Source organism: Kordiimonas sp., from assembly GCF_965216265.1.
In the GTDB taxonomy this organism is placed as follows: domain Bacteria; phylum Pseudomonadota; class Alphaproteobacteria; order Sphingomonadales; family Kordiimonadaceae; genus Kordiimonas.
Genome location: NZ_OZ244153.1, coordinates 3,924,058 through 3,936,968, shown reverse-complemented (window position 1 = coordinate 3,936,968; position 12,911 = coordinate 3,924,058). Strand labels below are relative to the sequence as shown.

At 52.5% G+C, this 12,911-nt stretch carries 7 protein-coding genes; 1 reads left to right on the top strand and 6 read right to left on the bottom strand.

Annotated features, from left to right (window positions below):
• Nucleotides 1-485: 485 nt before the first annotated feature.
• The 4 genes from ACOOGA_RS18255 to ACOOGA_RS18240 form a co-directional block, all read right to left on the bottom strand.
• Nucleotides 486-1,586, bottom strand: coding sequence for a glycosyltransferase (locus ACOOGA_RS18255; RefSeq protein WP_420429172.1), 1,101 nt, complete (start codon nucleotides 1,584-1,586; stop codon nucleotides 486-488).
• 98 nt (nucleotides 1,587-1,684) lie between these two features.
• A complete protein-coding gene (prsT, locus tag ACOOGA_RS18250; protein WP_420429170.1) occupies nucleotides 1,685-4,435 on the bottom strand; it encodes an XrtA/PEP-CTERM system TPR-repeat protein PrsT in 2,751 nt (916 codons plus the stop codon).
• Between the two features lie 82 nt (nucleotides 4,436-4,517).
• Nucleotides 4,518-5,915: a TIGR03013 family XrtA/PEP-CTERM system glycosyltransferase gene (locus ACOOGA_RS18245; protein ID WP_420429168.1), complete on the bottom strand. Its 1,398-nt coding sequence runs from the start codon at nucleotides 5,913-5,915 to the stop codon at nucleotides 4,518-4,520.
• A gap of 146 nt (nucleotides 5,916-6,061) precedes the next feature.
• Nucleotides 6,062-6,907, bottom strand: a complete 846-nt coding sequence (locus tag ACOOGA_RS18240; RefSeq protein ID WP_420429166.1) for a nicotinate-nucleotide--dimethylbenzimidazole phosphoribosyltransferase — start codon at nucleotides 6,905-6,907, stop codon at nucleotides 6,062-6,064.
• Nucleotides 6,908-7,134: 227 nt separating this feature from the next.
• Between ACOOGA_RS18240 and ACOOGA_RS18235 the strand changes: the two genes are divergently transcribed.
• Entirely contained in the window at nucleotides 7,135-9,528 is a 2,394-nt protein-coding gene (locus ACOOGA_RS18235; RefSeq protein ID WP_420429164.1) for a hypothetical protein, read from the top strand.
• Nucleotides 9,529-9,626: 98 nt separating this feature from the next.
• Here the strand turns inward: ACOOGA_RS18235 and ACOOGA_RS18230 are convergent, their stop codons facing one another.
• Nucleotides 9,627-10,028 (bottom strand): helix-turn-helix domain-containing protein, encoded by a 402-nt coding sequence (locus ACOOGA_RS18230; protein WP_417461835.1) that lies wholly within the window; start codon nucleotides 10,026-10,028, stop codon nucleotides 9,627-9,629.
• A gap of 262 nt (nucleotides 10,029-10,290) precedes the next feature.
• Nucleotides 10,291-12,870 carry an aminopeptidase N gene (gene pepN / locus ACOOGA_RS18225; RefSeq protein WP_420429162.1) on the bottom strand — a complete coding sequence of 860 codons (2,580 nt, stop codon included), beginning with the start codon at nucleotides 12,868-12,870 and terminating at the stop codon, nucleotides 10,291-10,293.
• Nucleotides 12,871-12,911 lie beyond the last annotated feature (41 nt).

The window sequence follows — 12,911 nt, the reverse complement described above, 5'->3', positions numbered from 1 at the left end:
TCCCAAGTATTCTTGAGTACACTATGCCAAGGCAAGACGGTTAAAATCAAGCGATTATTGCGTTGCTAAGCGTTAGATTCCCAAGAGAAATTAGTACAGTACTACTATTATGTCTCGCTCTCGTCGCTTCCATTGGGACCCTTTACAGGTCCATTCAAAAACGTTTCCTGATCATCATTCTTCAATGCCCAATAAATAATGAACGCTATCAAGCAACAGAAAAACAGAAAGTATAAAGATTCAAACACATCAGTTCCTTGTCATCAGCTTCAATGAGCAGCCTTGAACAGGCAGATATCCCGACTTCCGTTACCCGGCCTCACCGCCACACTTTACGCCGCACTCCCGCCGCACTTTCACGCACACTCGCGCCTCAGACTCGCCGCACTTATGCCACACATTCACTAATAAAAACATACGCTGCGCGCATAATCCGAGCGATTAAACAGCGCTACGCCAAGCTCCAAAACCGTCACTACTCGGTATCAGTTATATTCGCTGACGGCCCGTTTGAAGATTTTTTCCTGCGCGAGGGATATCTCCCGCCATCCAAATGCCCCCGCATACCGTCTTGTTTTATCACGATTTTCCGGCGCAGACACCACCTTATCAATCGCATTCGCGTAGAGTTGAGGGTCATCACCATCCACCAACACACCCGCTTCATCGCATGTTACCAGATCAAGCGCGCCAGCAACCGCGCGCGACACCACCGGTGTACCACAAGCCATTGATTCTAGTAAAACATTTGCCCAACCTTCACGTTCAGAGGGCAGTACAAGCACATCAGCAGCAGAAAAGGCGGATGGCATGTCTTCCGGCTGTTGCTTACCCAAAAAGAGCGTGCGATTTTCTATACCCAGCCTGTTCACCTGGGCCTTAAGGTCCGCCAGCAGCGGTCCTTCCCCGGCAATTACTGCGGTCACATCGTCAAGCTTGGCGACTGCATCCAGCATGATATCGACGCGCTTACGCTCAATAAGCCATCCTGCGAACAAGGAAACTTTCCCGGAAACCTGCCATTTTTTGCGTGTTTTCTCGCGCTCCACTTCCCTGAAGCGTTCGGCGTCCACCCCATTTCTAAGAGTGGTGATTTTCCCCGCGTCAGCCCCAAAGGAAATCAACTCGTCACGCAGGGAGTTGCTCACACAAATGGTGTGCGCCGCCGATGCCATTGCTTTCAGGATTAAGCTCTGCGGCCCAGGCATACGGCCAATTTCAGTTACATCACTCCCCCGCGCGGTCATTACAACAGGGATGCCAAAGGTCTCCCCGAGTTTTGCCGCAGCAACCCCGTCCGGGTACAAATAGTGCGCATCTATGAGGTCGATTTTTTCGCCAGCATCCAGCCGCGCCTTTAGCGCACGTTTTGCTGTTTGGTAGAGAAAGCTCGGTGTCAAGCCCATGCCCACTTTGGGGATAACGAGAAACCGGGGATGCTCGACTGAAACCCCGTTTCGCACTTCTGCCTTCGGCACCTGGGCAAACTTGGAATAACCACCCCAAACTTTACCCCTGAACGGGAACCATGGCACGGGGGCCATCACAGTTACATTGACCCCTGTGTCTTGAAGTAAGTGGCGCATTCGTGTCTCAACAAACACGCCAAGAACAGGATCAACGGCGTTGGGAAATAAGCTTGAAAAAAGCAATATATTCAATTTATTGCTTTCCATTCTTAAAGCTATTCCAGAAGATCGATCTGTCGCCTTGCTTCATCCGCTTCTTCAAAATTCGGATTAAGCCGCAAAGCCTGCTTCAATGTCTCCAGCGCCTCGCTACGACGCCCCTGGGTCAGATATGTCATACCCAGATGGTAGCGGTACTGCGCTTCTGCTGGCGCCCTGCGCGTGGCTTTTTCCAACGCCTTTTCCGCCAGCGCAGAGTCCCGGTTTGCCTGCAGCATCACCCAACCGTAAATATCCAGAATAAAGGGATCTTCCGGCAGAATAAGATAAGCTCGTTTCGCAAGCGGCACGCTTTTTACATTGCCAAGCCGAAGGTAGGCGCGTGCCAGGCGTGCAATCACATGTGCATCTGCAATGCCACCCCTCAGCACTGCCTCATACTGATTAGTCGCCGCCGCAGGAAGGCCCGCCCGCTCAAACATGCCACCAAGTGCCATGCGGGCGTTTCGGTCCCCTGACTCTTTTTTCACAAAATCTTCAAGTTTTTCAATGGCCTGTTGCCTCTGCCCACTCTCCTCAAGCGCCGACGCCAACCCAACCGAGAGATCAGATGTTGTCTCGACCGCAATCGCATTTTCATAGGCGAGGATGGCTTCTTCCAGGCGACCTGCGCGGGTGAGCGTATCGCCGATCAGGCTCGATTTCAGATCCGCAGGCCGCGCCGCGATATCCAGCCGGGACATGCCACGAAGCGCCTCTGTATATCGCCCGGAGAAGGCATCAACAGCAAAAAGATACCAAGCTACCGTCGCATTATCAGGTTTGGCCTTTTCCGCATTCCGTGCGCGCTCAAACGATATTTTGGCGCCAGTGCTCAGCCCCATGGAAAGTAGCGCACGCCCATGCATCATGTGCGCCTCACCATTATCCGGGTTAAACGCCACGTAGCGGGAAAGCGGGCGTACCGCGATGCGAGCCTGATTGAGCTGCAGCAGTAAAAGCCCCATGCGCTTCAGCAGTTCTGGATTGTCCGCCGCAAGTACCGCGGTTTCTCGCGCCTGCTCAATCGCCTTACTTGTCTGCCCCGCGATTGCAAGAGCATCTGCATAATCGGCCAACATCTCCGTGGCATTTGGCATCACACGAATAGCTTCTTCGAAATATGTGACCGCTTCCTCGCCCTTTTCCTGCCTCAGCAGCGCCCTACCAAGCATCGCTTTAGCGCGTGCATCCGTGGGCTGAGACTTGAGCAAATTTTTCAGATCCTGCTCAGCTTCCGCATACTGCTCCAACTGCAGCTCAGCCAGGGCTTTGTTCCGAATAGCTGTATAATAATCATCGTTACGATTGATGGCTTCCCGGAAACTCTCAAGCGCTGCTGTATATTGGCCGCGCTGATACTCAAGCGTACCGCGCATATTATAACCAAGGGCACGGTCAGGAAGTGACGTGAGCATTTTGTTAATCGTAAGCTCAGCCCCCTCATAGTCGCCTGACTTGAGCTGCATACCACCAAGCACACCAAGTTCCCGTGCATCGACATCTGCAGTTCTGGGGTGGGTCAGTATCGCATTAAACGCGGCCTCGGTATTGCCCGATACGTAGCGGGCAAGTGCGAGCTTCGATGCCAAACCATCAACCAACTCATCTGGTGTTTGTGTCTCGTCAGCAGCAAGGAGTTCATAAAGTTCATGCCCGCGCTCCGGCTGCCCTGCCGCCATCGACGCCGCGGCAGCCATGGCAATGACACTCGGTTCCGGATTACCAATATCCAACAAGGGCCTAAGGGTGCGGTAAGCATCCTGCGGCCTTGATTGCCGCAAATATGTTCCAGCCAAGGCCATACGCGCTGGCTGGTTAGCAGGTCGCGCATTCAATACCTTCACAAGCTGATTTTCTGCAACACCGTAGTTGCCGAGCTGGAACGCCACCAAACCGCGAACATACATGGCTGGCAGATAGCTGTCGGTAATGTTTCTAGCTCTATTCAGAAGCGTATTGGCTTCCTCAAACTCGCCCCGGCTCGCATGAATAACGCTAGATAAATAGAGGGCCATAGGGTAGCTGGCGGATACGCTATAAACTGCATCCAGATATTGCTCTGCCTGATCAAGAGCGCCCTGGTCGATCCGGATGGAAGCAAGCTCGATATTCGCCATAATATTGGCAGGGAATAGCCGTCGCGCCTCTAGAAAGCGCCGCTCGGCTTCATCCATCTTGCCAAGGTAACGATCAATCAGCCCCCAGGTATATTGCACCATGGTGTTCTGGCTGCCGTATTCGGCCGCCTTCAAGATCATTTCCTCAGCCTGCAGAAGTTTACCTTCACGCATGTCAAGCCGTGCGAGACCAAGATATGCCTGAAAACTATGATCTTCCTGCTTCTGAGCAAGTTCATAGTTCCGACGTGCCTCTTTGGTATTCCTGAGTGCAAAGTTCGCGTCGCCTGCGATGATATAGGCGATCGTCTGTTCTTCTTTCGGGATCGTTATCCCGCGAATAGCCGCCAACGCGTCCGCATATTTCCCCTGAACCAACAAAGACTTGGCGAAAAGAACAGCCGTTCCCGCATAATCAGCGCCCAGGCGCCGAGCGCGCTCAATCGAAGCCTCAGCAGCAATGCCTGCGCCTGTCTCCAGGTAAGCCCGCGCTAGAAGCAGGTAGAACTCGCTATCGGCAGACTCTTTGTCGCGACGTGCCTGCAGGAGCTCAACCGCCTCCTGGTACTTTTGCTGCTCGAGCAGAGCCCGTGCTTCAGGGTAGTTCGATTGCGCCTGTGCGGTAGCCGCAGACAGGCTTACCAACAATGCTGCTGCTGAAATTCGCGAAAGCCAACCCTGCTCCAACTTAGGCGACCTGGATCTTCGGCAGAGATTTGATGTCATTATGCTATCGAGCCCCACTTGGAAATATAACAACCCGCACTGTCTGTAGAATAATTAACAAATCCAAAAACAGGGAGTAGTTCTTAATATAGTAAAGATCATACTCAAGTTTTCGTTTCGCGTCTGCAACAGATGCCCCGTAGGGGTACTGTATTTGCGCCCAGCCCGTAATTCCAGGCTTTACGCAGTGCCGCTCCCGATAAAGCGATATCTCATCCACCAATTGATCTACAAAGAATGGCCGCTCCGGTCGTGGCCCCACAAAACTCATCACACCGCTCAATACATTGATAATCTGAGGCAACTCATCAATACGGGTTTTTCTCAGAAAACCGCCAATCAGCGTTACCCTGGGATCATTTTTTTGTGCCCATTGCGGCGTACCTTCAGCTTCTGCGTTCACCTTCATGCTTCGAAACTTGAGAAGATCAAATGGCTCGCCATTCAAGCCAACACGTTGCTGGCGGTAGAAAATCGGCCCCTTGCTGGTGACCTTCACCAAAACGGCAGCAAGGAGGATAATAGGTAACGTGATGACAAGAAGTGTCAAGCTTACAATTACATCGAGTAAGCGCTTTCCTAGCCGCTCGATACCCGTGCCACCTTTAAAGCCATCCGAAAATATAATCCATTCCGACCTGACGGACCGGATATCTACGTACCCACGGACCTGTTCATAAAATGACAGTTTATCCTTGATCTCGACGCCCGAGAGCTTGCATGCAATGAGCGCCTCCAAAGGTAGCCTTTGGTCACTTTCATCTGCAGCTATTATGATCATTTCGATTTCACGAGCCCGCACGTAACTATCCAGCGTGTTGATATCGTCCAGGCTGGTAGCACTTGTAACAGCGCTTTCCTCTTCAGGAAGTGCGATAACATCAACAATATTCAGGCCAGATTCACGTGCCCGTGCTGCATATTGTTGCAGCTCATTGGCAACCTCCCCCGCCCCCAAAATAAGAACGCGTTGTCCAATCAGGTCCATACGCCCAAACAGTTGAAACAAGCCGTGGAGGGCAAAAATGCTAAACGCAGACAACAGGAGTGACAGTAAAAGGATTGACCGCCAAAGCGGCAACATTGGCAGAATATAAAGCACCGCAGAGAGGAACAGCCCCGTTACAACAAGGGAAACGGCCAAGCGTAACGAGAATACTCTGAAATCCTGAATGGCGTCAGCGTGATACGCACCAACCCCCAACAAGGCACAACTTCCCGCAACCGGCACCAGCAACTTGGCGAACCAGGCCTCATAACCCAACGCTACCGACCATTCTAACCCAATCGCGGCGTACCGCAGATACTCTGCCAGTACGACGCAAGTCAGGATCAAAAAAAGGTCGACTAAGGCAAGCGTCAGCTTAACTGGCGACACATAGTGACGAAAAATTCGAACCATACCCGGCTTACCACCCCTTCAACCAAGGCGACCTCCCCAAACAATTCAACCCTAAGCTCTTGAATTTTAATGTTCAAGTGCTTGATAGCGAATACACGAGGCCTATCACATATCCGAGACGGGGCATGATCTCAAAAATGAACAGGTTAGCGAACTGGCATACTTGGGATGAGGCATGCAGCCGCCAAAACAGATACAGCAGCAGCACTTGCGCAGCCTGGCCCAATACCAATGCTTGGTCCAATTATGGGCGTCTTGCCCAATAGATCACAAATATCCGCCTGCTCACCGTCTGTCATCGCCGCTATAGCCACATGGTCTGTGGCACCTGGCATCATCTGCTCAAGAACCGCTATCGCAGCCAAACAAGCCCAACCTTCAGCCAACACTGGCAACCTGCGGCTACGGGCGGCAATCAAAGCCCCAACCGCGCCCGCGATCTCACGACCACCAAAACTCCGGAGCGCTTCAAGCGGTACGTGGTCGGTTTTCGCTTGGCCTGTTGTACCATCTCTTGCTCTGAGGGTTTCGGGCGAAAAGGATTTCAAAACCGCCTTCGCGCGCTCATCACTGCCTGGGGCATAAGTCGCCAAACCAAGCACATCACCGCCAGCAGCAGCCGCTTCCATTCCAAAAGCCACAGCGGCCATGCAGTCTGCCTCAGGCCAGTCTTGAGCTGGATCATGCGGCATCTCTGGTGCCATTTCCAGAGCTCGTAGCCCAATGCCCTTTTCCACACACATGAGGTTTACCGGCGCCCTTCCTTTAGCGGTCGCCGCTATATATTCTTTGACCACAGAAGGATCGCCGCCCCCAGCGTATGACGACGCGATGAAACAAATATGCGTGTCCTTCGTCTTGGGTTCAGCACTTCCTTGCCAGGCTGCAATCCAAGCACCAAGAGGTACCAAACCATCGTTTTCGGACCCGATATGACTGCAACTCACAAGAAATTTACGCTCTGCACAGGCATCCCCTGCGGGAAGTTGCATTATAATTTCCGTGAGATCATCGAAGGGACGGCCCGTTAACATGTTATTTATAACCTTGTTTTACAATGGGTTCTGGTAACTTTAGGTGTTTTTTCTGACTGCGGACAAGCCTATACCGTACGTCGCAGCTCGGCGCCATGGAAAATGTATTTGGTTCAAAGCACACAAACATATAAAGTTATCTGAATTATATTTAATTTGTGCCGTATCGGGCTAGGGTAACAGGTATGTTTAAAAGCAATAGATCGTTGGTAATTTCCACGCTGCTAACAGGGACCGCCGTCGCGACGGGCACCCTGATATATGGCATGTACCAAGAGGATGAAGAGCTCAGTATCCTCGACGATACGCTTCCTCCTGTGATTGGGAATGGCCTGTTACCACCTCCGGCCACCTATGTAATGACGACACCGCCGCCGGTTGAAATACCAGGCATACGTCGGCTGCGTATCGTGCGGCCTGCGCTTGCAAACCCAGCTGTACCTGGGTCAGAGAGCGCCCCGCAGGCAAATGCCGCGGCAGAACAAGCGTCAGATTTTTACCTAACAGGCACCAGAAGTGCTGATCTCATTCGGTCGCCCGTTGAGGCTCGCATCGAAACCTTCCCGACTGTAACGCTCGAGGAAGCTGTTGAGGGTGCGCTGTCTGTCGACGAATGGGGCTTTCAGGTCGTTCAATCCTATCTGAACCAGGCAATGGGTGACGATGAGGCCCTGAAGGCCCGTATGGAAGCCTTGCTTGAAAAAATTGAAGAAGCTGCCGGTGATTATGATCTGGCAACAATTTCTGACGCGGCCAATCTGATTATTGAGGCAGGTGCCCGCACACACTGGACCGCCTTTATGGCGCCATTTGTGCTTGATGAAAACTTCAAGCTGACAGATGGCGCGATGGGTTGGGACCTTGGGCCTAGTAGCCGGGAACCATACGATAAATTCACTCGTGTCGGCGCAGACAGCAAGATGCTTGTTGGTGACGGAATGGAAGATGAAGCCGCAACTGCAGGCCCTTCTATTCTCGCGAATGGCGTTCGGAACGTGGAGCATTTTGTTGCGTCAAACATTCCAAACGGTCGCTACCGCGTCGTTATTCTGACAGCGCCCCGGCCGAACGGTCGCTCGCCGCTCTACCCATTTGGTGTGGATGTGAAGCGAAATGGCGGTAACGTCAATATGGTTGACACACGGGCGACTGACGATCTCGTACCTGTGATGAAACTATCCAGTGGCGGCCCAGGACGCCTGTCGGATGCCCCTTCAACTAGCCAACCAGAAGGTGAGCCCACAGCACAAAACTCTTCGACATCTGATTTTCAGCTCTCGGCAGACGCTCATGGCTCCATTATCACGAGTGGTGCCAAAGACCTTACCGCCCTACCTAACCTTGGATTTGGCGGCGGCATAATGACAGGACTTTCGTCCTCAATCGTGTCTATCAGCGCTTCAAAATCACTGGATGATTTTGCGCCGTTCATGCAAGCGGACGGTGGTGGCGGCGGTTCACCTGCTGCGGGGCATATGCTCGTTACACGTGCTGAGGTCGTTGACGGTACGCTCCGTATCAGCTTCCGTCAGCTTGGTGGACAAGATACTTATGTAACAGCGGTAATTATCTATCCAGAAGCCTCCAACGATATTGAAGAGGAACTTGCGGAAGAGATTGCTGAATTTATCGAACGTATTGCGCCAGCTGCGGGCGAAAATATTTCTGTAGAACGGGTTCTGGGCATCGAAACCCCGATTATTGATCCTGTGGCTGTGTTCGCGGACAATTCCGGCGGCCTGCCGACAACAGAATCGCAAGCAGCGACACCTACCCCTGTAACAAGTTCACCGGAACCTGAGCCAGATCCAAGTCCTGAACCGGACCCCGATCCGACACCATCACCGACACCAGCACCAACACCGGAACCTACACCACCGCCGACACCTGCGCCGACGCCGGAACCTACTCCTGCGCCGACGCCATCTCCGACCCCGGAGCCGACGCCATCACCAACACCGTCACCGACGCCGGAACCTACTCCTGCGCCGACACCGGAACCGACGCCGGCACCAACGCCAGAGCCTACACCCGCACCAACACCGGAGCCTACTCCAGCACCGACGCCGGAACCTACTCCTGCGCCGACACCAGAGCCGACGCCTGAGCCAAAAGAGCTTATCGCGGATGCCGGCGTGTATGATCCGATCCCGCTTGGTGAAGACTTCACACTTGATGGCTGCGGCACGACCTTTGAAGCAGAGCTTGTCTGTCAACTCACCGACAATGCGGACTTTGACCTGGTCTGGATGCTTGGCGACCAGATTATTGGTACAGGCACCAGCTTCCTCGTCCAAACCGGATCCGGGGGCCTATTCAATCAGGTTGGCAATTACGAGGTAAGCGTCAACGTTCGTTATGACGGACGCTTCATCAACGATGGAGAGACCTTCAATGTCCTCACAGGCGGAAGCATATTCCTGCCAGGAGACATGATTCTTACCAGTCTTGATACGGCGATCATTACAATCTTTACCGTTCCTGAGCCCGCAGGCTTCCTGCTGTTAACGCCAGGCCTCGTCTATATTGTGCGCCGGGAGCGCGACAAGAAAAAGGCGAAGAAAAAAGCAGCCACCTAAGCTGGCTCCAACACCATCAATGTAAATAAAAACGCGGCGTACCCATGGTATGCCGCGTTTCTTCTTCAACAGTGGTGAACTGTATCAGCTAACTATAGTTACATGCCGTACTCATCAACGCCACTTGCGAGCAGACGAGCGAGGCCCAACACTTTCTTACGAATGCGCGGGTCTGCAATACGGTAATATGCTTCAACAAGCTCTTGGGTTTCCTGACGCTCGAACGCGTCAGCATCCAGCCCCTCGCCCGCAGCGTTATAGCCCGGAAGTTTTGTCTCCGCGCCTTCAAAGAAGTAGGAAACTGGCACGTCCAGCGTTGTCGACATCCGGAATAACCGGCTCGAACCAATGCGGTTGGTGCCTCGCTCATATTTCTGGACTTGCTGGAAGGTAACCCCCAACTCTACACCCAGCTGAGTCTGGGACAAACCCAGCATCTTACGCCGTGCGCGAACACGTTGCCCGACGTGTACATCAATCGGATCAGGACTCTTATTCATATAACTCTCTCTCTGGTGATTGGCTGACCCCATTATAAGGCGAGCAACATGCTATCTCTAGTATATTATCCCACCCCGCTGCCTCGTGCGTCGGCTGCGAAACCATTCTACATATATACAACCTAATAATCACTTAATATCAATCACTAGGTGATAACTAGCTGTTAAGATACAAAATTCATACCTATCCTGCCAAGTTTCACTAAACTCGACAATGATTGCCCACAACCGGACCTTTGCACGAATCACCTCTATTCCCAGCCTATAGTGACTTATCTACCAGCTCACGAACGTCATCACTTTCAACCTTGTGTCGCAGTTGTTCCAACTGCTGCTTCATCATGGCCTGAAGCCCTTCCGGCAAACGGCGCCATCTTCCAAGGGGAGCCACAAGGCGCGCTGCAGTTTGTGGGTTTATCTTGTCCATCTTGTCGATCGTATCCGCCAGCAGTACGTAACCTTCACCACCCGCATCATGGAAGCGGGGCTGGTTCAGCATTGAGAATGTGGATATCAGAGACCGCAGCCGGTTCGGGTTTGTATATTTGAAGGCCGGATGGCCTATCAATTCGCGAACCTTCGCGACAGCATCTGGCTGTGTATTTTGAGCTTGCAAGGCAAACCATTTGTCGATGACCAAATCGTCGCCCTGCCACGTTTGATAGAAGGATGACAGCTGAGCTTCCCGCGAAGCAAAGTTACTGCTTGCGACAATCGCAAGGGCTGCAACCTTATCAGTCATATTCTGCGACCGAGAAAGCTGCTCAGACACAACCTCCTCCGCTTGCGGCAGATGGGCAATATAGCGTAGCAGAGCATTTTTCAGCCGCCTACCAGCCTTGCTCTCCTTCGATAGGGAATAAGGCTCCAAGGAAAGGTCTTCATACCGCTTGGTCAGCCTATCAGCAAAGCGCTGGGCAAGCTCCGCTACAGCCCGCTCTCTTGCCGTATGTATCACTTCAGGCCTTAGGATATCAAGCCGCTGCCCCAAAGTTATCTCAGAGGGCAACGTCAACAGCTCAGCCAACAAGGCTGGGTCAGTTGAGCTATCGTCGATCAAGTCTGAGAAAGCTTCCACAATATGGTCTGGAATGCTCTTTGGTGTTTCCACGTCTTCGATGCAGGCCTGTAAATAGTCGCCATATAGTGACTGTGATGCTTCCCACCTCGCAAAGGTATCGCTGTCAGCACGGACCAAAATCGCCAGTTCTTCGGCATCTAGATCATGCTTCAGGTTCACTGGAGCAGAAAACCCCCGCAACAAGCTCGGCACGGCTCTGTCAGGAACACCTTTAAAGCAGAAGTGCTGCACAGTTGATTTTACGTCGAGCAGACAGCCATCGTTCGTCCACTTTCCGCCTGAGACCACATCTGGCCGAACTTCCTGACCGTCTGCATCGACCCACCCCACCAACAGGGGCATCTGCATAGCTTGTTTGATCGGCTGCCCTGGTGTTGCGGCACATGACTGTTCAACCTCCAACACAACGTCCGCGCCAACCTGAGAGCGCTTTACCCTAAGCGTCGGCGTACCCGCTTGCGAGTACCACAAGCGGAACTGTGTAAGATCAACACCGCTTGCCGCTTCCATGGCAAGAACGAAATCCTCGCATGTAACGGCTTCACCGTCATGGCGTTCAAAATAGAGATCCATGCCCCGCCGGAAAGCATCTGCGCCGATAAGGCGGTGCATCATGCGAATAACTTCCGCACCCTTGTTATAAACCGTGGTCGTGTAGAAATTGTTGATCTCAATATAGCTTTCAGGGCGCACAGGGTGTGCGAGCGGCCCGGCGTCCTCAGGGAACTGAAGCATTCTGAGGGTGCGAACATCATCAACGCGCTTCACCGCGCGTGACGTCATATCGCTTGAAAATTCCTGGTCACGAAAGACCGTCAAGCCTTCCTTCAAACTCAACTGGAACCAATCCCGGCACGTAACCCGGTTACCTGTCCAGTTGTGGAAATATTCATGCCCGATCACACCCTCTATATGATCAAAGTCGGCGTCCGTCGCGGTCTCCGGGCTAGCAAGCACATATTTTGTGTTGAAAACATTGAGGCCCTTATTTTCCATCGCCCCCATGTTGAAATCAGACACCGCAACAATATTATATACGTCGAGGTCATATTCGAGGCCGAACACGTCTTCGTCCCACTTCATGGAACGCTTAAGCGAGCCCATAGCATAATCGCATTTCGCGATATCATCTTCCGCGGCATAGATGTTCAGGTCTACGTGCTTACCTGACTGGGTCGTAAACTCGTCATTCAGACAAGCCAGATCGCCCGCCACCATCGCAAAAAGATAACAGGGTTTAGGATGAGGGTCGTGCCATTCAGAGAAATGACGGCCATCGCCCATATCACCGCTGTTGCCGGGGTTGCCGTTGGCAAGAAGAACAGGGAAATTGGCTTTATCAGCCTCAATTCTAACATCGTAAGTGGTTAGAACGTCGGGCCTATCCAGAAAATAGGTAATGTGCCTAAACCCTTCGGCCTCACACTGGGTGCAGAAATTTCCACCGGAATAATAGAGCCCCTCTAGGCGGGTATTTTCTTTAGGCTTCAGCTCTGTAACGATGGTAAGCGCAAACTCGTCTGGAACATCGTGCAGCACCAGACTGGGGTCCGTCAGTGTGTATTCGTTACCAGAGAGAGCCACACCATTCACAGACACTGATAGCAGCCTCATATGGGGGCCGCCATCCAGCGTTAATGACGCTGTCTTCCCCACCTTTTTCATCTGCGAGGTTGCTGTTACCTCGACAAGGTCTGAATGCAATTTGAATGTAAGCTGTATACCATCGACGGCAAACGCCGATGGCTTATAGTCAGCCAATTTTATTTCATGTTTTGGCGCCCCGGCCGCTGCGGATGCAT

Coding starts and splice junctions, on each gene's coding strand:
- ACOOGA_RS18245 (WP_420429168.1), bottom strand. CDS start 5,915: ATGGTTCGAATTTTTCGTCACTATGTGTCGCCAGTTAAGCTGACGCTT.
- ACOOGA_RS18230 (WP_417461835.1), bottom strand. CDS start 10,028: ATGAATAAGAGTCCTGATCCGATTGATGTACACGTCGGGCAACGTGTT.
- ACOOGA_RS18240 (WP_420429166.1), bottom strand. CDS start 6,907: ATGCAACTTCCCGCAGGGGATGCCTGTGCAGAGCGTAAATTTCTTGTG.
- ACOOGA_RS18235 (WP_420429164.1), top strand. CDS start 7,135: ATGTTTAAAAGCAATAGATCGTTGGTAATTTCCACGCTGCTAACAGGG.
- ACOOGA_RS18255 (WP_420429172.1), bottom strand. CDS start 1,586: ATGCGCCACTTACTTCAAGACACAGGGGTCAATGTAACTGTGATGGCC.